This is a genomic window from Streptococcus orisasini (assembly GCF_001431045.1).
Taxonomy (GTDB): Bacteria; Bacillota; Bacilli; order Lactobacillales; family Streptococcaceae; genus Streptococcus; species Streptococcus orisasini.
The window spans coordinates 50,275-71,737 of the sequence record NZ_BCLE01000028.1; the positions used below are offsets into that span (position 1 = coordinate 50,275).

The following is a 21,463-nucleotide window of genomic DNA, read 5'->3' on the forward strand; positions in this document are numbered from 1 at the left end:
ATAAATGATGCTGTTTGTAAAAAGATAGTGTCATTCTCTTAATATCTGATACTATTATACTATCTTGAAAGAACAGCAAAACACCAAGGTTTTTAATTGCCTTGGTGTTGGTTTTGAGCTTGTTTCTTATAAACATGGTCTTTAATAATCTGATAAAGACTGGCTAAAATCGGAACGGCTACCAGCATACCGATAATCCCTGCCAAGGCGCCGCCAACAGTAATAGCTAGAAGCACCCACATTGATGGCAAACCAATCGATCCGCCAACAACTCTAGGGTAAATAACATTGCCTTCAAACTGCTGCAAAAGGACGATAAAGACTAGGAAAATAATGGCCTGTGAAAATGACTGGGTCATAATGAGAATGACACCGACAGTCACCCCAATGTAGGCTCCTACAACCGGTATTAGGGCTGTGAATGCAATTAAAATACCGATAGTTGCTGCATAAGGCAAACCAAGCAGCAGCATTCCCAGTGCAGTCAGACTACCCAAGATCATAGCCTCTAAGGTTTGCCCAACGAAAAAGCCATGAAAACGCTCATGTAAGATAGCACGGAGATAATGCACCTTCTCAGCATGCTTGCCAAGATAGGTATTCACTAGAAGATTAAACTGATAGCCCAACTTTTCCTTATTGGCCAAAACATACATGGAGAAAATGATGCTAACAAAAATAGAAATTAAAGTCGAGGCAATGGAAGTCACCGAAGATAAGATATTGGTCAGTACTCCTAAAAACTGACTTAAAATCTGACGGCTGTAGTTTGAAATTAAACTGCCAAGCTGAGCATCTGACCCAAAAGTGGTTAAAAATTTTGAAACCCATTTGTTGTGCTGAACATCTTTGATGAACTCTTGAACATCTTTAGGATTAATAGCTAAGAGCGACTGAATACTAGCAATCAAATCCGGCAATACAATAGTGAAAATCAAGGTTACAACAAGAACAAAGGTAGCATAAGCCAAAATCATGGTTAAGGGGCGCTTGACCTTTTGCAGGCGAGGCGGCTTTATGAGCTTGTCATATAGCTTTTCATAGGCACTCATGACAATATTCACAATATAGCCGATAGCTGCTCCTGTCAAAAAAGGAGAAAGAGCAGCCAAAAAGGTATTTAATAGTTTAGCTCCTGTTGACCAGTTTGCTACAAGAGCATAGCAAATCAGAAAAACAAAAACAGGATAAGCAATATAGGATTTTTTAATTTTCATAACTGTTATTATACACTAAAATTTCTTTAAGGGAATTCTTATTGCCTAAAAATAAGCAATTTACTAGCAGTTAGACTTTTGCGGTGTGATTTTGTAATTTTTTAAACAGCTTTTCTGAGTAAGGATGGCAAAAGGCAATAACGCGTCCTGTCATCAGCATAGCCACTACTGTTCCCAAACCAATACCTAAAAAACTTCGCCTGAAAAACCAGCCTAAAAATAAGGCGATGAAAATACAAATGGCATCCAAAAGATTTTTACCAAAGCCAAAATTTCTGCGGCAGACAAAACCCAGGGTGTTTGCCAAGCCATCTGCAGGATTAGGAATAATCTGCATAGCAATGGTTAAAGAAGCGCCGATTCCAGTTAAAATAATAGCTATAAAGAGCAAGAGCCACTTGGACAGGAGACTTTCTGGGACAGGGAAAATAGTGTCATAAATTTGGATAAAAAAACTGCTTAAAAAACTAGCGATAACCTGCAATAGCTGCACAGCTTCAAAATTCTTTCTTAAAAGGCAGTATTGCAAGAAAATCAAAAAACAGTAATAAACAAAGGTGGCTACCCCAATCGAGAGTCTAAAAATTTGTGCACCATTATAGGCTACTGAAATAACAGGGGATACTCCCAAGTGTGTCTTAGTATTCAGACAGATTCCCGCTGCCAAAATGATATTTCCCAGCAAATAAATCAGCACCTGCTTTAATCCTATTTTCTTTGAATTCAACTTTTCACCAAACTTTCTAAAATCTTACAGCAAATAAACTAATCACTCAGTCTTTTCTATTTAATCAGCTCTTCATGCCTATACAGAACTTTCAAGCCTTAAAAGAGGTTGGGCAAAAGTCCAACCTCACTCCCTATGTTATTAATCAATGTCTGTTCCATTTGAAGCAATAACTTGCTTGTACCAGTCAAATGATTTCTTCTTGGAACGTTTGAGAGTACCGTTTCCAGCATTATCACGGTCAACATAAATGAAACCGTAGCGTTTCTTCATTTCACCTGTACCTGCTGACACAAGGTCAATACAGCCCCAAGTTGTGTAACCCCAAAGCTCAACACCGTCTTCATTGATAGCGGCATTCATGGCTTTAATGTGCTCACGCAGGTAATCAATGCGGTAATCATCTTCAACATAGCCATTTTCATCTGGTTTATCTACTGCACCAAGACCATTTTCAACAATGAACATAGGTTTTTGATAGCGATCCCAGATGGTATTAAGGGTAATCCGAAGACCAAGCGGATCAATTTGCCAACCCCATTCAGATGATGCCAAGTAAGGATTTTTAATGGAAGCAAAGATATTACCCTGTGTCTTATCATTGGCTTTTGGATCGGCAGAAGCCACTCGGCTGGAATAATAAGAGAAGGAAACAAAATCAACCGTATTTTCACGAAGCAGCTGCAAATCTTCATCTGTCATGACAATGTTAAGCCCATCGCGTTCAAATTGCTTCTTAGCATAGTTGGGATATTCGCCGCGTGCTTGTACATCAATAAAGAAATAGTTAGACCGGTCTTCCTGCATAGCCTTCCAATAGTCATTAGGATTGCAGGTGTTTGGATAATACTGACCAGCAGCCAGCATACAGCCAACCTTGTTATTAGGGTCAATTTCATGAGCCAGCTTAGTGGCAATGGCTGATGCTACCAATTCATGGTGAGCAGACTGATACTTCACTTCTTCTTCATTTTCGCCTTCTTCAAAATAAAGGCCAGCTCCCATAAACGGCGCGTGAAGAATCATGTTGATTTCATTGAAGGTCAGCCAATATTTGACCAGCCCTTTATAACGAGTGAACAGGGTGCGGCAGAGACGTTCGTAAAACTCTAACATCTTACGATTGCGCCAGCCGCCGTACTCTTTAATCAAATGCATAGGGCAGTCAAAATGGGTAATGGTTACCAGCGGTTCAATACCGTACTTATGGCATTCTTTAAATAAATCTTCATAGAACTGCAAGCCAGCTTCATTAGGCTCCAATTCATCTCCTTGCGGGAAAATACGCGTCCAGGCAATAGAGAGACGATAGGTTTTAAAACCCATTTCTCCAAAAAGCGCAATATCTTCCTTAAAATGATGGTACATATCAATGGATTCTTTGGCTGGATAGAAATAGCCTTCTTCAAAGTCGAACATTTTCTTTTTTCCGGCAATGATTGGAAAGCGATCTTCGCCAATCGGCACCACGTCAACATTGGCTAATCCGCGTCCGTCAACATCATATGCTCCTTCGCATTGGTTAGCAGCTGTTGCGCCGCCCCATAAAAATCCGTCTGGAAATGGTTTTAATTGTGTCATTTTAAACTCCTTTAATTAAGATACAAAGGGCGTTAAGAAATCCGTATAAAAATAGGAAACTGACGCTGTGTCGTTAAGACACAAGGAAGTTTATCTTTTTTACTAGGATTTTAGCCCGTGTTCAGTTACATAAGATACTAAGCCGTTAAGCGACTCAAAGAAATTTAGGGAGCCTGACGAAGAATCCCTAAAGATTCTAGGAAGGCGAGTCTAATTTCACAGAGTCGTCGGCGTGTTCAATTAATAAGATACTAAGAGCGTTAAGAAAGCGAGAAGAAAATAGGAGCCTAACGTCATGCGCTTTGTGCATAAGGCAGGCTATCTTTTTCTCGACGCTTTTAGCCCGTGTTCAGTTACATAAGATACTAAGCCGTTAAGCGACTCAAAGAAATTTAGGGAGCCTGACGAAGAATCCCTAAAGATTCTAGGAAGGTGAGTCTAATTTCACAGAGTCGTAGGCGTGTTCAATTAATAAGATACTAAGGGCGTTAAGAAAGCGAGAAGAAAATAGGAGCCTAACGCCATGCGTTTTGTGCATAAGGCAGGCTATCTTTTTCTCGACGCTTTTAGCCCGTGTTCGATTACATAAGGTACTAAGCCGTTAAGCGACTCAAAGAAATTTAGGGAGCCTGACGAAGAATCCCTAAAGATTCTAGGAAGGCGAGTCTAATTTCACAGAGTCGTCGGCGTGTTCAATTAATAAGATACAAAGGCGTAAACGACACACAGCAAAATAGGAAAGCTGACGAAGATGCCTAGGCATCTAGGAAGTCTTTCTCTTTTTGCACAGTGTCGTCGGCGTGTTCAATTAATAAGATACGGCAGAGGAATGTTATCTAAGTGCTTTGCACTTGATAACAAACGCCAATCACTATAGTGAATTGGCTACCTCTCCCGCTAACGTCGTTTGGTTAGTAAGATCGACTAACCAAACGAAGTGTCGCAAAAGGCGTAAGCGAGCAAAGGCAGAATAGGAAAGTTGGCATCTAGGAAGTCTTTCTCTTTTTGCACAGTGTCGTAGCCATGTTCAATTTAACTGTATTATTTTTTCTTCTAAAGTATCGATAAAGCGCAGCAAATTAAATTTTCCTGCCTCATAGTGAAATTCTAAAACACAGCAGTTGCCTGGAAAGAAAGTTAGTTTCTTTTCTAAACCAAGAGCTAGCAGAAATTGAGCTAGGGCACCTGCATGACTGACCGCTAAAACAGTTTTGCCAGTTTCTGCTTCTGCAATAGCTGTCATCGTTTTTAGCAACCGCTCTTGAACGGCTCTGTCTGTCTCGCCGCCAAATTTTTCATAGTAGTTACCAGTTTCTTGCCGAACTTTATACGGCGGATGAAGGTATTCCTGCTGACCTTCATAAACTCCAAAGTTCATTTCCTTAAGTCCCTTAAGGCGTCTATAATCGGTTCGGCCTGTTGCTAATTCCAATGTATCACTGGCGCGTTCGGCAGTTGAGCAATAAAGGCTGTCAAATGTCAGACCTAACTGTTTAAGGTAATTTCCGGCTTGCTTAGCCTGCTTAATCCCTTCTTCTGTTAAAGGTGAGTCTGACCAACCCTGAATCCGTTTTTGAACATTAAATAAAGTCTGACCATGTCTCATGAGATAAATATCTGCTGTCATTTCTCCTCCTTTTGATAAACAAAGCTGCTGTCATCAGGATTATAAATTGACAAGAGATCAAAAGCACCATCATAGCAGAAATGCAGGATAGCACAATTGTGCATACCGCGAATCTGCGGTGGATCAGACAAAACATGGCGGAAAAACTGAGCTATGGCCGCACCATGGCTGACAGCAAGAATGGTCTTGGCAGAGCTTTTTTCCAAAAGTTCTCTTACTGCTTTTCCCATGCGTTCACGCACTTCCCGATTTGATTCACCGCCGTGAACAACAAAATAATCGCCATAGCCGATACCGCCTGCCTGCAAAGGTGGATTGAGGTACTCTTGCTGGCCTTCAAAAGCTCCAAAGTCCCATTCTTTCAGTCCTTTCAAGCGGATAATATCGCGCCTGCCTGAAACAATTTCAGCAGTGTCGCAGGCTCGCTCTTGCGTAGAAGAATAAACTTCATCAAAAACAATGCCCTTGCTTTTAAAATAATCAGCAGCTTGTTGGGCCTGTTTAATGCCAAGCTCTGTTAAGGGAGAATCGCAGACTCCTTGAATACGGTGCTGTTCATTAAAACGTGTCTGTCCATGCCTCATCAAATAAAACTGTTTACTCATGACCATTATCCTTTAAGATCAACAGAAAGATTTTTCAGCGGATCAATAACACTGATTAAATCTAAATGGTTGTTATCATATTGATACTTGCAAATGGCACAGTTTCCAAAATGAAGTCCCTGAGGCAATTGAATGTTTAACTCAAGTATCAGTCCATATAAGGCAGCCCCGTGACTGACCATCAGCATGGTCTGAGCTGATTTATCTTCTAGAGCTGCAAGAACCGTTTCATAAACACGTTTGCCGACATGAGCAATGTCTTCACCGCCATAAGGAACCAGCAAATCTTCAAAAGAAGATCCGCCAGGTCTGAAACGCGGCAATAGACTTTCTGGCTGAGCCTCAAAAATACCAAAATTCATTTCCTTTAGCCCCTTCAATTGCTGATAAGGTTGATTTGTAATGAGTTTCAAAGTATCTGTTGCTCGCTCCTGTGTTGAAGAATAAGCTTTATCAAAGATAATACCCTTTTCCTGAAAATAATCTCTTGCTGATTTGGCCTGAGCAATTCCTGTTTCAGTCAGGGGAGAATCGCACCATCCCTGAACGCGTTTTTGTGTGTTGAACAAGGTTTCCCCATGGCGCATAAGGTAAAGCGTCTGAACCATTTATTTCTATACTCTCTTTCTAATTGTCAGACAATCACAGTCCAACTCTTTTGCTGTCTCAATCATTTAAAACACTTGCTCCATTTGTCGCAATTAAATTTTTATAATAAAAGAATGAATCCTTACGTGAACGGTTGAACGTTCCTTGGCCTTGGTCATCTGCATCAACATAAACAAAACCGTAACGTTTAGACATTTCTGATGTCGATGCGGAGACAAGGTCAGTACAGCCCCACCACGTATAACCTATTAAGTCGACACCGTCTTCAATGGCTTCATACATCTGTTCGACATGGGATTTGAGGTAATCAATACGGTATTGATCGTGCACAGAACCATCTTCTTCAAGCTTATCAAGAGCTCCCAGTCCATTTTCAACAACCATGAGAGGAATCTGATAGCGGTCATAAAGTTTATTTAAGGTGATACGAAGTCCGACGGGATCAATTTGCCAGCCCCAATCCGAAGCTTGAAGATAAGGATTGGGTTCGCTGAGAATAAGATTACCTGCCGTTTCTTCATCAGACTTCTTCTTACGAGCAAGGGAGCTCATGTAGTAAGAAAAAGACATAAAGTCAACGGGATAGTCCTGAAGAATTTCCAAGTCATCATCAGCAATTTCCAGTTCAATCCCATTTTCTTTGAAAAACCGTTTGGCATAAGACGGGTATTTGCCGCGCACCTGAACATCTGAAAAGAAAAGATTTTCATGATCCTTTCGAACTTCTTCCATGACATCATCCGGATTGCAGGTCGCCGGATAAGCCTGCATGCGCGCTAGCATACAGCCAATCTTAAAATCAGGATTAATTTCATGACCGGCTTTGGTAGCTAAGGCTGATGCTACAAATTGATGATGGGCTGCTTGATACATTTCCTGCAGATTTAATTTGCCATCTTCAAAAAGAAGACCTCCTGAAAGATAACCTGTCATACCAATAATGTTGATTTCATTAAAAGTCAGCCAGTATTTGACCTTATCCTTGTAGCGTTTGAAGACCGTTTCAGCATAATGCACAAAGAAATCAATAACTTTACGATTTTTCCAGCCGCCGTATGCTGTCACCAGATGAATTGGAAACTCATAATGCGACAGCGTCACCAAGGGCTCAATGCCGTATTTATTAAGCTCATCAAAAACCTTATCGTAAAATGCAAGACCTGCTTCATTGGCTTCCTTTTCATCACCCTTAGGAAAAATCCGGGACCAAGCAATAGACAGACGAAAGGTCTTAAAGCCCATTTCAGCATAAAGCGCAATATCTTCTTTATAGCGATGATAAAAATCAGAACCCCAGCGTTTAGGATAGAGCCCCTTTTTGTCATTAAGGGCATACTCCAACTTTTCACGGGTCATGGGTGAAGAAAATTCACTGCCCATTGTTTTACGCTCTTCCGGGGCGACTGCACGGGCGGTGTCAGAAGTTGCAGGTCCGCGGCCATCCACATTCCAAGCACCTTCAAACTGATTGGCAGCCGTAGCTCCTCCCCATAAAAAATCTTGCGGAAATTGTTTTATCATAGCAAGTACCTCATTTTATCTTAATACTTGTATTATACCTTAGAGAGGTCTGCTTTCCCTGTAAAATAATTGGATATACTGATACTATCCTATGATTTATAGCTAAATTGTAATTTCTATTTGATTGCCTTCTACTCCTAAAATGCAAGATTCGTAGTAACCGTCTCCAGTAGTTCGTGGTCCACTTAAAACAGGATAACCATCACCTTGCAAGCGTTTCGTCAGTTCGTCGACCTTTTCTTTGCTGCCTACACTAAAAGCTAGATGAATAAAACCTAGATGATCTTGAGCTAATTTTTCATGACTAATATCTACCTTGGTTATAATTTCTAAGCGTGCTCCATCATCAAAAGATAAGAAATAGGATTTAAAGCCTTTCTTTGGATTGTGATAGAGATTATTTGCCTGAGCACCAAAGTAGTTTTCAAAAAAACTTCTTGCTGCTTCTAAATCATCGACATAGATTGCCACATGTTCTATCCTCATAACTAACTCTCCTAAGTCTTTATTTAATGCTAACGGCGGCTTTTAACTATCCAAATCATTTCCAAGATCAAAACAAGCGTTGCAAGAACCAGCAAAAAGATTGACAAAGATTGCAATTTTGCATTGAGGCTAAATAAACTAGCAGAGATCATTAAAGCCAGAAAAACCAGACTGAATATCAGGCGATTGGCAATACTGTTTATGGTCTTAATCCGATTATTGTAATCGTAAAAATCGTGGTTGATTAAAATTCGTCCATTTAAAACCTGTTCTAAGAGCTGATTCATCCGTCTGGGAACATTTTTACCATTTTTCAAAAGGTAAAACAGTTCAATCAGCAAGGCCTCCTTGTTGAGAGCTTGTTTCAGCAGGTCTGGTCCCATATTTTCGATGAAGTAATTTTTGGCTAAGGTCATCAAGTCAATATTAGGCGCCAAATCTCGGAAAATCCCTTCAATCTGCAGCGAAGCCTTTTCCAAAATAACAATCTGCGATGGCGCTTTTAAATGATTTTTCAGGAAAATATCAACTAAATCCTGCAAGAGATCCGTAATGGCTAAATCTCCCAAATCAAGACTGGAATATTTAGCCAACATGCGTTCAACATCCTGACTCAGCTCCATCTTATTGATAGAGGTATCAAAACTGGTAATATCAAGGACAGCCCTGGTCATGCCATCCACGTCTTGGGCTGTGAAACTGTAAAGAATATCATTCAAAGAAGACCGCATGCCATCTTCTAAGCGTCCGGTAATCCCAAAATCAATAAAGTAAATCTGCCCTTCATGAATCAAAAGATTTCCTGGATGAGGATCTCCATGAAAACACCCATCCTTGAAGACTTGTTTGATAAAAGAGAGCATTAGCTTTCGGCCGATATCCTCTAAATCATAGCCCGCTTGAAGCAAATTTGTATAATGATTGATGGGAATTCCGGAAATATACTCTTCAACAATCATATGTTCAGTGGTATAGGCTGAAAAAACCTTGGGCACAGCAATACACTTGACCCCTTGATTGAGCTCTGCAAAATCCAGCATAGCCTGTGCTTCGTTGCGAAAATCAATTTCCAGAATCAGACTGTCCTTTAACTGGTATAGGACATCTGTTACATTAACCATGGGAATAAAGGCAGACGGAATTCTGCGAGACAAGCGAATCAAGAGATTGATATCTTCGTCTAGAACGTCTGCCAAATGAGGTCTTTGGATCTTAATCACAACTTCCTGACCAGAATAAAGCCTAGCTCGATGTGTCTGAGCGACTGAACCGCTGGCCAAAGGCTCATCCGAAATCCACTGAAAAACATTTTCAAGTGGCTCATTAAGCTCTGCTTGAATGGCAGACATAACAATGTCTTTGGACAGGGGCTGCACATCGCTTTGCAGCTTGCTCAACTCTTTAATGTAAGCTTCCGGCAGCAGATCACTTCGGGTGGATAAAATCTGGCCAATTTTGACAAAACTCGAACCTAGTTTTTCAAAGGCCTGACACAGCTTTTGCGGTGCTGTTTGGTCATCGAGCGGCTTTCTTTTATCCTTAAGTGCTGTCAGGCCGACCGAACTAAAGACGGCAACTATTTCTCTTAAACGCTTAGTTGACATAAACCTTTCCTTATCCGAAGTTATTTTTCAGATGACTGCTGCAAAAGAGCGTCCAGTTTCGCTTCCAAACGGGAAACGTCTTCCTTGGTTGCATACTGTACATTTTGCGTCTTAGCGTTGACCTTGTCCAAAACTTCCTGAGCTTCTGCTTGACTTTTACGTTTTAATTCAGACTGCAATTCCTTGCCTTCATCTACTGTAATACGGCCCTTTTCCACTAACTCTTTGACAAAACCGTCTGCTTTTTCATAGGTCATGGAAGTCAAACCGATACCAGCCAGCAATATTTTCTTCAATTCATCCATCATAGATGCCTCCTTAAATGACAAAGCTGCAGCAAAATACAGCTGATTATTATTTATATCTTTATCTTACTACTTTTTGTGAAAAATATGGGCTTTTTTCCGAATTTTCTCAGGCAATTTTAGATGAATTGTTTAAAAAAACTGCAAGACTTTTCAGAATCCTACAGTAGTTCCAATTATTATTTCCTGAAAATTTTTACAGTTCCTGTTTTAAACTAGCAGCAATTTTTTCATAGCCCTCTTGGCTCAAATGCAGGCCATCAATGGTATTATGTTCAGCTAAATTCCCAGAATCATCTAAGAGCAAAGGGTACAAATCAATATATTGAACTCCCGGCAAAACCTGCAAATTTTGATTTAACTGCTGCACAGCAGCATTGTTTCTGATCTTCACCTTTGCAGCATACTGTTCTCCTTCATTGACTGGCAAAACAGACAAGAGGTAGATCTGAGTAAGAATATTATGACTTCGGATCTGGGCAATAATCTCTGAAATTCTTGAAGTAATATCAGACAGAGCATAGCCTCTTCCAATATCATTGATACCAATCATTAAAAAGACCTTAGCCGGATTTAAGTCCAGCACCTGCTCTTGTAGATGCTCCAAAAGCCAGACAGAATCGGTGCCAGCAATACCTCGGTTAATTATATTTTTTTCACGTCCCAGATATTTCTTCAAGGGAAAAAATTCGGTAATGGAATCGCCGGCAAAAGCAATGCTGTCAGCTTGTTTCTGCGCATTAGCTTTTTGGAAAGACCGCAGCCGTTCCATTTGATAAGTATCTAATTCAGTACTGCCGCTTTCTTTTGAGCGCTGATTGGTACTTGATTGATTGTGCAACATATTTATCTCCTTCACTTCAAAAAGAAACAAGAGGCCCTTTTCTTCCAAAAATTACTATTTTTATAAAGCTGCCAAATAATTTTCGATGACCTCCAATACACCAGAGTCATCGTTTGAGCTTGCTTGATAACGGGCTGCTACTTTGGCCTCTTTAGATGCATTAGCCATGGCATAGGAATATTTGGCAAGCTTCAGCATTTCAACATCATTGCCGCTGTCACCAAACACCATCAGATTATCACTCTTATAATTCCAACCTTTTAGCAATTGCTCAAGTGCCCAGCCTTTATGCAGACCTTTTGTGATGACATCAATGCAGCCAAAACCGCTGCTGGTGCTTACTAAACGATCGCTGGTTTCAAAGCTATCAATAGCCTGCCTTACTTGCGTCACAGCTTCTTCTTCAACCTTAAGGGTTAATTTGAAAAAACGCTCATGAGGAAGTGGAAGCAACTCCTCAACAAGCTCTAAATTAGGCAGAAAAGGCAAAAGCCATTCGATGATATCATGGGGAGCATCTCTGCGCAGATATGCTTTCTCCTCACCTGATAAAGAAATGACAGCTTCAGGATATTCTTGCTCAACAAAATGTATCAAATGGGCAATGTCTTCTCTGTTTTGAAAAACTTCAATCAAAGGCTTGTCCTTGTGAATGATATTAGCCCCATTTTCACTGACAAAGGTCAGCTGCTCATGGCAATCGGGAAACTGATCTCTTAACTGCTGATACTGATTACCGCTCGCTACAACAAAGCGAATGTCCCTTTCCTGCAGCTGCCTTAACAGCTTTTGGAAACGTTCACGGTCATACTGCCCCTGTGAATTCAAAAAAGTGCCATCCATATCTGTCGCGATTACTTTTACTGTCATTTCGCCTCCTTAATAATGCATTTCATGAAACAGCAGCTACCTGTCTGCTATTTTAAACCAAAGAGTATTTTTAGCTCCGTCACATTTGCTGGCAGAACATCTTCCTTATCCAGAAAATCTGCCAATTCTTCGGGAGACACCCAAACGTGGCCGTCTGTCTCACCCTTTTGGTAACTGACCTGGTCTTTATCAGCTCCGGTCCTAGCCAAATAATGGTCAAAGTGAGCGTGATATTTAGGATCGCTGTATTGATAGAGAAGCTGAAGACGGTCAGCTTCCAGACCTGTCTCTTCTTTTAATTCCCGGCGGACGGCTGTTTCTGAATTCTCACCTTTTAAAGCCGAACCGCCAGCCGTTGCTTCATAGTATCCTGGAAAAGTTTCTTTCTCGGAAGAACGATGCATAAAAAGCACAGCATTATCTCCATGTAAAAGCAGAACTTCGACCACCAAGTGAAAGTCATCTGCTGTTGAAAAAGTCTCACGTATGATGGTCTTTCCCGGTATCAAGTTCCGATTTTCATCATAGGCATCCCAAACTTCAGTCATAAGCTTATTCCTCCAGCTAATTCCCCTTTATTATATCTCGAAAAATACAGAAAACTCAAGCGTTTCTATTGATTTTTGAAATACAAAATAATTTCAAAGCTAATCAAAAAAGATTGAAATAAACGCATTCCAATCTTTTTAATACTATTAACCCAGCAATCCTGTAATGTAAGCAAGGAAAAAGAGGGCAAAACCGGCTAAGTAAATAATTCCTGCAATAGACAGCCAATAAAGCCATGGAGACAGCCGATGTTCTTTGTTGTTAACCAAAGAGAAATTCAAGTAAGCGTAAACAGGTGTTGTCAGGAAGGAAGCAATCATGGCAAAACGCATCAAAGTTGCAACATCCCCTGCAAACAAGAGAACAATAACAATTCCTACAAGAGAGGTGAACGTTGTCCAAATATTCAACTGCTTTTGACTGGCTTCCTTCTTATTGAATAAAAGACGAAGGGTCTCATTATTAGCGCGAGAATAACCATCAATAACCGTAATGGTCGTACCAAAAATACACAAAAAGGCAATAAAGGCAATCAAGAGCCGTGACCAATTTCCAATAGCATAGGCATACATGTTGATAAATTGCGCAATGTAGGCTGCACTAGCACTTTTGACAGGTTCTCCAGAACCAAACTGAATCAAGGCACCCAAAGCCAAAAAGATAAAGGCGAGGATGGCTGTGCCGATGTAACCCACATTAAAGTCAAGCAAACCATCTTTGTAGCTGACCTTGGTTGTCCGACGTTTTTCAACAGTCCACATGGAATTAATCGCTGATATTTCAATAGGTGCAGGCATCCAGCCCATCAAGGAAACGATGAAGGGCAGGGCGCTTAATTGCCAAGGCGAAGGTGCCTGAAAATCAGGTGCCAGCTCTCTGTGTTTGAAAACAGCAATGATAACGGCCAAAGTCGTTGCCAGAGTCAAAGAGATCATAACAAACTTGGACAGGCTATCAAGAAATTTATAACCGCCGATCAAGAGCATGGCCCAGGTAACAACAATCAAAATTGTTGTCAGCTGTGAAATGCTCAAACCAAATCCATGCGGAAAAATATTATATAAGATAGCAGCTGCCAAAATCCCCACTGCAGCAGTATTAACAACAGCTGAAAAAATATTCATAATAAAGAATACCCAAAGGTAAAAAGATCCTTTTTCCTTATATCCTTCAATCAGGCTTTTGTTATTTTGCAGCGTATACTGTGACCCAAATCTAAAAAACGGGTATTTAAATAAATTGACCAAAAGAATAATAATGGCCAGCTGCCAGCCATAAATAGCTCCTGCCTGTGTCGAAGAGACGATATGCGACCCTCCGACTGCCGCCGCAGCCATGAGGATTCCAGGACCGAAAGCCTGGAATTTTTCCCGCCAATTTATTGACTGCTCTTCTGTATTCTCTGTCATAAAATTCTCCTTTATTCGAATGAATTGTCAGATTTTTCAGAATCTGATATACAATTATTATAACACCCATTCAAAAGCTGTCAAGAGGATTTTCAGAAAATTTCAACAACTGTCACTAGAATGAATAAAAAACCAAGACATCTGTCTCAGTTTTTAGTGTATCTATCTTTCTATCATTATGAAAACAGGCTGACGAGCCATTGCCAAATTCTAGCGAAGAATCCCTTGCCAGATTCAACGGCCTTGTTGGCATCAAAATTCAGATTAAATCCCTTAAAAGTAGACTTAGCTTTGGCTACAATACTGTCTTTTAAGGAATTAAGTGTTGATTTAAAACCAGCATTGTGAATGACTTTGCTCTTTGATAGGTTGAAAGCAAAGTTAACAATCAAAGTGATTTGATTTTCTGTCATTGAAGACTTAAGTCCATAGTTTTTTAAGGTATCTTCTACAATTTTTCGAACTTGGTCTTTGGTTAGGCTGTCCCCTGAATCAGCTACTGCAGATTTAATATCTGTTAGAGCCACATTGAGTTTATCGGCATCGTAGCCTTCTTTGCCTTTGTTTTGTTCGTTGATATCAGAAAGGGCGCCAAGCTCTTCTTGTGCTAAGTTCTTGCTCTCCTCAGAAACAGCTGCTCCCTTTTCTTCAAGTGAATAGTAAATACCAGCCAAAGCTGATTCCCCTGTTACTGCAATGGGCGCTGCAACTGTAATTTTAGCATGTTCAATACCAAGTGTTATCGCTGCGTTTCGGTACATGTCCCGTGTTACTTTTGTGATATTTTCAGGGGTTACAATCTGTACATCCAGTGTTTCTCGGCTGCCCAATTTTTGAATTTTCACTGACGAATACAGCTGTAAACTCGGATCGTCAGCAACATTCATAATCTTAGCATAGCTGCTGGTATCAAGCGTCTTAACATTAGTATCTGTATCGGCCTTATATCCCAATAAATCTAGAGTCTGACTGCGCTGTTCTTCACTTAAAGAATAGCCCAAAACATAGTCTGGCTGCACGTAAGATTCATCAATAACCTTTTGAACAGAATTCGAACTACTGGCAAAAACAGGAGTCAGACTCACTAAGGAAGCAAACAAGAGTGCTACACAAGTCACTAATTTTCGTAAAGTCATATTTTACATTCCTTTCTCGTCATTTTTTCTTTTTCAACTCTTAGTGTTTTATTATAGCATTTTCCCAGATGTTCTCCAAAGAAAAAATCATTTGCAGCCTCATGCATTTCCTTATAACAGGTTAAAAAAGGACTGAAACTATTTTCCAGTCCTTCTGATATATAAATGTTTAATATCATATGCTGCCGATGCTAGAGTGATATTTGATTATAGGATTGCCGGAAAGCCTTTTTAACTTTCTTAGCTGCCTTTTTAAAATCGACTTCTCCTTCATATCTGCCATGAACAATTGTTCTGGCTGTTGCTTCAGCATCTGTGCAGGTTACCAGAGTAATTTCTGTCTGGCCAGGGGTATCGTTTATAACCTCGACGTGTTCGGGTGTGACTGTTTTTACTTCACTGATAACGTAAGTGTAAATTTTAGTTTTATCAGTAAGGTAAATTTTCATACCATTTTGTGCCCGTTCCAAAGGTGAAAACAACATCTGAGAAGACCCTGTCAGACCAAAAACATGATGGCTGGCCAAGGCATAGTTATTTTGCCCCATGACCTGATTCTCTTTCATTGTACCAGCGCCGTAAGTCAGACCAACATTGTCTAAACCTTTAAAAATCGGTAGGTTAATTTTCAAATCCGGAATCGCAATACCGCCGATAACTGGCAGTTTCTGCGCTGCCATCTGAGCAGCTAAGACTGATTCTGTACTGATTGATCTAACCTTTTTAAAATCAAAGGATGAGTCAGCATCCTTATTTTTTTTAAGAATTTCCTTGCTGACCTTGCTCACTTGGTATTTATTAGTATTCCAAGCAATTAAGGTATTTCTGATTGGCTTATTAAAGATTAAAGCTAAGCCAATGACTAACAAGAGAATGAGAAAAAAGTTTCTCAAGAATTGTCGTTTTTTTCTAGGTTTTGTTGCTTTTTTCATTGATTTTCTATTCATTTTCATCATTATTTGAATCGGATTCATCCGTTGCTTCTGGTTTTACCAATGCAAAGGTCACAATTTTTGCCTGCTTATCTAGACGCATGACCCTAACTCCCATAGCTGAACGACCTGTTTGAGAAATATTGGCAACACTTGTACGAATAATAACACCGGTATCCGTAATAATCATAATATCCTCATCACCATTAACAGTTACTAATCCAGCAAGAGGACCATTTTTAGAAGTGATGTTGGCGGTTTTAATTCCTTTGCCGCCGCGGCCTTTAGTTGGGTATTGATCTGCAGGAGTTTGTTTGCCGTAGCCTTTTTCAGTAATCGTCAGAACATCCTGGTTTTCAGCAATGTGAGCAGCACCGACGACAAGATCCCCTTCACGAAGACTGACACCTTTTACACCAGTTGCTGAACGACCCATATTGCGAACAACAGTCTCATTGAAACGAACGGAATAACCTTGACGTGTTCCGATGATAATATCGTTTGAGCCATCTGTCAACAAGACATTGATAAGTTCATCACCATCACGAAGGTTCAGAGCCTTGAGCCCGTTTTGGCGGATATTGCCAAAGGCAGAAACGCTGGTACGCTTGACAAGTCCTTGTCTAGTTGTGAAAAAGAGGTATTTATCATGGAAATCATCTGTTTTGACATTGATAATCGTCTGAATCGTTTCCCCTTCATCCAGCTTCAGTAGATTCACAACTGGCAGTCCTTTTGCAGTACGGCCGTATTCAGGAATTTCATAACCTTTCAGGCGATAAACCCTACCCTGATTTGTGAAGAAGAGCATGGAATCGTGGGTGCTGGTCGAAACCAGTTCACGAACAAAATCATCATCATTGACACCTGTTCCCTGAACACCGCGGCCTCCGCGTTTTTGGGCACGGAACTCGTCTTGTCCCAGACGCTTGATGTAACCTTTATTGGATAGGGTAATCAAAACATCTTCTTCTTCGATCAAATCTTCGTCTTCCAGCGACAGGACTTCACCAACCATGAGCTCTGTTCGGCGATCATCAGCAAACTTACGTTTAATTTCTTCCAGTTCTTCTTTAATAATGATAATAACCCGCTCTGGTTTAGCCAAAATATCTGCTAAATCAGCAATCAGAGCCAGTAATTCATTATATTCAGACTGGATTTTATCTCTTTCTAATCCGGTTAAGCGGCGCAGGCGCATATCAAGGATAGCCTGGCTTTGCCGTTCTGATAAATCAAAGCGGCTCATCAATTCTGCTTGCGCGATGGTATCTGTCTCACTGTTGCGAATGATTTGGATAACTTCATCCAGATGATCAAGCGCAATCAGCAAACCTTCTAAAATGTGGGCACGGCTTTCAGCTTTGGCCTTGTCAAATTCTGTCCGTCTAACAATGACTTCTTTTTGGTGGGCGATATAGTTATCTAAAATTTGTCTTAGAGACAAGATTTTTGGCACACCATTTTCAATAGCCAGCATGTTAAAACTGAAATTGGTTTGCAGACTTGTTAATTTAAACAAATTATTCAAAATAACATTGGCACTGGCATCCCGGCGAACTTCAATGATGAAGCGGACACCTTCACGGCTCGATTCGTCACGAACAGCCGTAATGCCCTCAACACGCTTTTCCTGAGCCAGACGAACGATATGTTCATGAACCTTAGTCTTATTGACCATATAAGGAAATTCAGTAACAACAATACGTTCACGGCCTGATTTAGTCTCTTCAATTTCAGTGCGAGCCCGAAGGACAATTGTTCCTTTGCCGGTATCATAAGCGCGATGAATACCTGATTTACCCATGACAAGTGCTCCTGTCGGGAAATCTGGACCAGGTAAAACTTCCATCAGTTCGCGTGTCGTAACGTCAGGCTTGTCCATGACCAACTTCACAGCATCAATAGTCTCTCCCAAATTGTGAGGCGGAATGTTGGTAGCCATACCAACTGCAATACCGGTCGCCCCATTTACCAAGAGATTTGGAAAACGTGATGGCAGAACCAAGGGTTCGCGCTCACTGCCATCATAGTTATCTGCAAAATCAACTGTATTTTTGTTGATGTCACGCAACATTTCAAGAGCAATTTTACTCATGCGCGCTTCTGTATAACGCTGTGCTGCAGCACCATCTCCATCCATGGAACCAAAATTTCCATGACCATCAACCAGCATATGGCGGTAAGACCACCACTGAGCCATACGGACCATGGCTTCATAAATAGACGAATCACCGTGTGGGTGATACTTACCCATAACATCACCAGTAATACGCGCCGATTTCTTATGCGGTTTGTCTGGAGTGACACCCAATTCATTCATCCCGTATAAAATGCGACGGTGAACCGGTTTCAAACCGTCGCGAACATCAGGCAAAGCACGGGAAACAATAACACTCATAGCATAGTCAATAAAACTCGTTTTCATTTCACTTGTTAAATTAACATCTACTAAATTTCTATCTTGCATTAAAAAATGCCCCATTTCTAGTCTAAAACTCCTTTATATTATATCACAAAAACTGTTCATTTTCAGCTATTCTACTATAGTTTTCATCCGACCAAGGAAAATACTAGTGACTTTTTTAACTAAAAGTGTTAGAATAAATTCGTATAAAATATACACTTAATAAATTATAAGGAGATGTTTAGAACATGACTGCAACTAAACAACATAAAAAAGTCATCCTTGTCGGTGACGGTGCTGTAGGTTCATCTTATGCCTTCGCACTTGTTAACCAAGGAATTGCTCAAGAACTGGGAATTATTGAAATCCCTCAACTGTTTGAAAAAGCTGTTGGAGACGCTCTTGACCTTAGCCATGCACTTGCCTTCACTTCACCAAAGAAAATTTACGCTGCTAAATACGAAGACTGTGCAGATGCTGACCTTGTTGTCATTACTGCAGGTGCACCTCAAAAACCAGGCGAAACTCGCCTTGACCTTGTTGGTAAAAATCTTGCCATCAACAAATCTATCGTTACACAAGTCGTTGAATCAGGCTTTAAGGGAATCTTCTTGGTTGCTGCTAACCCAGTTGATATCTTAACTTATTCAACATGGAAATTCTCAGGCTTCCCTAAAGAACGCGTTATTGGTTCTGGTACATCTCTTGATACTGCCCGCTTCCGTCAAGCTTTGGCTGAAAGAATCGGCGTTGATGCTCGTTCAGTCCATGCCTACATTATGGGTGAACACGGTGATTCAGAATTTGCCGTTTGGTCTCATGCTAATGTAGCCGGTGTTAAATTGGAACAATGGCTGCAAGATAACCGTGATGTTGATGCTGAAGGTCTTGTAAAACTGTTTGTATCTGTTCGTGATGCTGCTTACTCTATCATCAATAAAAAAGGCGCTACTTTCTATGGTATCGCAGTAGCTCTTGCTCGTATTACCAAAGCAATCCTTGATGATGAAAATGCTGTTCTTCCGCTTTCAGTATTCCAAGCAGGCCAATACGAAGGTGTTGAAGATGTCTTTATTGGACAGCCAGCTATTGTTGGTGCACACGGTATCGTTCGTCCGGTAAACATTCCGTTAAACGATGCTGAACTGCAAAAGATGCAAGCTTCTGCTAAACAGCTGAAAGCAATCATCGATGAAGCTTTCTCAAATGAAGAATTTGCAGCTGCAGCTCGCAACTAAACATCATACGATAAAACATAAACCGAAGTTGAAATATTCAGCTTCGGTTTTTCTTTTTATATAGAAAATACGATAACATCACAGTTTCACATTCAGTACTTCATCATCATAGAATAGTTTATTTTGCTTACTGCTTCTATGACTCTTTTTAAAAGTCACTCTGGACTATCCGCTGATAAAGAAGAAGACTGAGACAAAAACGGCCTGTCTTCCTAAGTTAGATGAAAGAATCTAACTTAGGAAGCAGGCCATTTAAAGTAAAGCAAATGATTTTTTATTGAGCCTTCAGTTTTTTGCATTACTCAGCAGCAATCGCTGCTTTGGCAATATAACTCATGGGTTGGTTAAAATGCGGCAGGAAGAACAGATCAAGCAGAGCCAAACGGTCAATAGTCACCTTTTCCTGAATGGCTAAGGAGAACAAATGAATTCCCATAGAAATATCCCCTAGTGAAGCCATTTGAGCTCCCAAAATAATACGTGTATCCTTGTCATAAATAATTTTAAGTGTTACATCATAATTGCCATGTTCAATAAAACTTGCCTTTTGGGAATCGCTGATTTCAGTAACAGCCGGATTGTAACCAAATCGTTTGGCTTTTTCAGCTGTCAGACCAGTTGATACCATATTGAGTCCGAAAATAGAAATGCCATTTGAACCTTGCACACCGAGAGATTCCATTTCATGACCTGTAGCATTATGCCCAGCCACAATACCAGAACGCAGTGCATTTGAAGCTAAGGCAATATAGTTAGTGTCATTGATAGTATTGTCATAAACAGTAGCGCAGTCGCCGATGGCGTAAACATCTGGAAAGCTAGTTTCTTGTTTTTTATTAACAAGGAAAGCTCCATTGCGGAAAGTTTCGAGTTTACCAGCTCCAAGGGCAGTGTTCGGACGGAAGCCTACCGCTAAGATAACCATATCAACATCGCGGCTCGCCTTATCTGTTACAATACGTTCGACCTTGCCATCCCCTTCAATCGCTTTTACGGTTTCTCCAAAAGCTAATTGGATGCCATGGTCTTCTAAATTCTGACGCATCATATCTGAAAGGTCATGATCATAATAACCAGCTAAGCAGGTATCAACAACATCAATCAGAGTTACTTCCTTACCAAGACGTTTGAAAGCTTCAGCCAGCTCTACCCCGATATAACCGGCACCGACAACAGCGATGCGATTAAGATTTTTGCTCTTATCCTGCAGTTTATTGATAACATCTTCTGCATTTTGATACAATTTGACAAACTGAAGATTTTCAAGTGTTGCTTCAAAATCGCGGCTGCCTTCTTTAATCGCTGCCCCTTCAATAGGCGGCAAAATAGGTGTCGAACCAGTCGCTAAAATAAGCTTATCATAACTCTCTACATGTTCCTGACCGTTGACCAAGGCAGTGACTGTTTTAGCGTCGTAATCAACAGATGTCACTGGTGCTTCCATATAAATTTTGGCACCTTTTGATTCCAGCATCTCCTTATCAGCATAAAACAGGCCTTGAGGCCCTGATATTTGTTTGCCAATCCAAAGAGCCATTCCGCATCCTAAAAAGGAAATATTAGAATTTTGATCAAAAACAACAACCTCGTTTTCACTGCCGTAATTATCTAAAATAGTATTAACGCTAGATGTACCGGCATGGTTAGCACCAACAACAACGATTTTGCTCATGGAAAAATCCTCTTTTCAATATAATCTATTTAGTTACTTCAATAGTATAGCATGATATTAAAACGCTTACAAAGAATATGCTCATCCCAGACTGAAGAAAAAGTCGATTTTTATCAAAAAGAAC

The 21,463-nt window shown here is 40.4% G+C and carries 19 protein-coding genes; 1 reads left to right on the forward strand and 18 read right to left on the reverse strand.

The annotated features are described in order from the left end of the window. Positions 1–92: 92 nt before the first annotated feature. The 17 genes from SCSH_RS05190 to gyrA all read right to left on the reverse strand — a co-directional run bounded on the left by SCSH_RS05190 (position 93) and on the right by gyrA (position 18,492). On the reverse strand, positions 93–1,217 hold the full coding sequence (locus SCSH_RS05190) for an AI-2E family transporter (protein ID WP_057490829.1): 1,125 nt from the start codon (positions 1,215–1,217) through the stop codon (positions 93–95). A 70-nt stretch (positions 1,218–1,287) separates the two neighbouring features. After that, positions 1,288–1,944: a YczE/YyaS/YitT family protein gene (locus SCSH_RS05195; RefSeq protein ID WP_057490830.1), complete on the reverse strand. Its 657-nt coding sequence runs from the start codon at positions 1,942–1,944 to the stop codon at positions 1,288–1,290. Positions 1,945–2,085: 141 nt separating this feature from the next. Continuing rightward, positions 2,086–3,525 (reverse strand): 6-phospho-beta-glucosidase, encoded by a 1,440-nt coding sequence (locus SCSH_RS05200; protein ID WP_057490831.1) that lies wholly within the window; start codon positions 3,523–3,525, stop codon positions 2,086–2,088. Between the two features lie 1,027 nt (positions 3,526–4,552). Next, positions 4,553–5,152 (reverse strand): histidine phosphatase family protein, encoded by a 600-nt coding sequence (locus SCSH_RS05205; protein ID WP_057490832.1) that lies wholly within the window; start codon positions 5,150–5,152, stop codon positions 4,553–4,555. Then, positions 5,149–5,757, reverse strand: coding sequence for a histidine phosphatase family protein (locus SCSH_RS05210; protein ID WP_057490833.1), 609 nt, complete (start codon positions 5,755–5,757; stop codon positions 5,149–5,151). Before SCSH_RS05210 ends, SCSH_RS05205 begins: the two co-directional genes overlap by 4 nt. Positions 5,758–5,762: 5 nt before the next feature. Next, positions 5,763–6,365: a histidine phosphatase family protein gene (locus tag SCSH_RS05215; RefSeq protein ID WP_057490834.1), complete on the reverse strand. Its 603-nt coding sequence runs from the start codon at positions 6,363–6,365 to the stop codon at positions 5,763–5,765. 58 nt (positions 6,366–6,423) lie between these two features. Next, the gene (locus tag SCSH_RS05220) at positions 6,424–7,887 is read right to left on the reverse strand and encodes a glycoside hydrolase family 1 protein (protein ID WP_057490835.1); all 1,464 of its coding nucleotides are present in this window, start codon (positions 7,885–7,887) and stop codon (positions 6,424–6,426) included. A 102-nt stretch (positions 7,888–7,989) separates the two neighbouring features. Then, positions 7,990–8,373, reverse strand: coding sequence for a VOC family protein (locus SCSH_RS05225; protein WP_057490836.1), 384 nt, complete (start codon positions 8,371–8,373; stop codon positions 7,990–7,992). 29 nt (positions 8,374–8,402) lie between these two features. Then, positions 8,403–9,977 (reverse strand): ABC1 kinase family protein, encoded by a 1,575-nt coding sequence (locus SCSH_RS05230; RefSeq protein ID WP_057490837.1) that lies wholly within the window; start codon positions 9,975–9,977, stop codon positions 8,403–8,405. Between the two features lie 20 nt (positions 9,978–9,997). After that, complete coding sequence (locus SCSH_RS05235; RefSeq protein WP_057490851.1) at positions 9,998–10,282, reverse strand: phasin family protein; 285 nt, start codon at positions 10,280–10,282, stop codon at positions 9,998–10,000. 196 nt (positions 10,283–10,478) lie between these two features. Continuing rightward, positions 10,479–11,126, reverse strand: a complete 648-nt coding sequence (locus tag SCSH_RS05240) for an SGNH/GDSL hydrolase family protein (RefSeq protein WP_057490838.1) — start codon at positions 11,124–11,126, stop codon at positions 10,479–10,481. Between the two features lie 60 nt (positions 11,127–11,186). Then, a complete protein-coding gene (locus SCSH_RS05245; RefSeq protein ID WP_057490839.1) occupies positions 11,187–11,996 on the reverse strand; it encodes a Cof-type HAD-IIB family hydrolase in 810 nt (269 codons plus the stop codon). Positions 11,997–12,043: 47 nt separating this feature from the next. Further along, positions 12,044–12,544, reverse strand: coding sequence for an NUDIX hydrolase (locus SCSH_RS05250; RefSeq protein ID WP_057490840.1), 501 nt, complete (start codon positions 12,542–12,544; stop codon positions 12,044–12,046). Positions 12,545–12,691: 147 nt separating this feature from the next. Then, positions 12,692–13,954, reverse strand: a complete 1,263-nt coding sequence (locus SCSH_RS05255; protein WP_057490841.1) for an NRAMP family divalent metal transporter — start codon at positions 13,952–13,954, stop codon at positions 12,692–12,694. Between the two features lie 176 nt (positions 13,955–14,130). Further along, positions 14,131–15,090 carry a DUF1002 domain-containing protein gene (locus SCSH_RS05260; protein WP_057490842.1) on the reverse strand — a complete coding sequence of 320 codons (960 nt, stop codon included), beginning with the start codon at positions 15,088–15,090 and terminating at the stop codon, positions 14,131–14,133. Positions 15,091–15,281: 191 nt separating this feature from the next. After that, positions 15,282–16,022, reverse strand: coding sequence for a class A sortase (locus SCSH_RS05265; RefSeq protein ID WP_057490852.1), 741 nt, complete (start codon positions 16,020–16,022; stop codon positions 15,282–15,284). A gap of 7 nt (positions 16,023–16,029) precedes the next feature. After that, a complete protein-coding gene (gene gyrA / locus SCSH_RS05270) occupies positions 16,030–18,492 on the reverse strand; it encodes a DNA gyrase subunit A (protein ID WP_202966372.1) in 2,463 nt (820 codons plus the stop codon). A 185-nt stretch (positions 18,493–18,677) separates the two neighbouring features. Here gyrA and SCSH_RS05275 point away from each other — a divergent pair, with 185 nt between their 5' ends. After that, positions 18,678–19,667 (forward strand): L-lactate dehydrogenase, encoded by a 990-nt coding sequence (locus tag SCSH_RS05275; protein ID WP_057490844.1) that lies wholly within the window; start codon positions 18,678–18,680, stop codon positions 19,665–19,667. Between the two features lie 298 nt (positions 19,668–19,965). Here SCSH_RS05275 and nox read toward each other — a convergent pair whose 3' ends face one another. Beyond that, the gene (gene nox, locus SCSH_RS05280) at positions 19,966–21,339 is read right to left on the reverse strand and encodes a H2O-forming NADH oxidase (RefSeq protein WP_057490845.1); all 1,374 of its coding nucleotides are present in this window, start codon (positions 21,337–21,339) and stop codon (positions 19,966–19,968) included. Between the last annotated feature and the right edge of the window lie 124 nt (positions 21,340–21,463).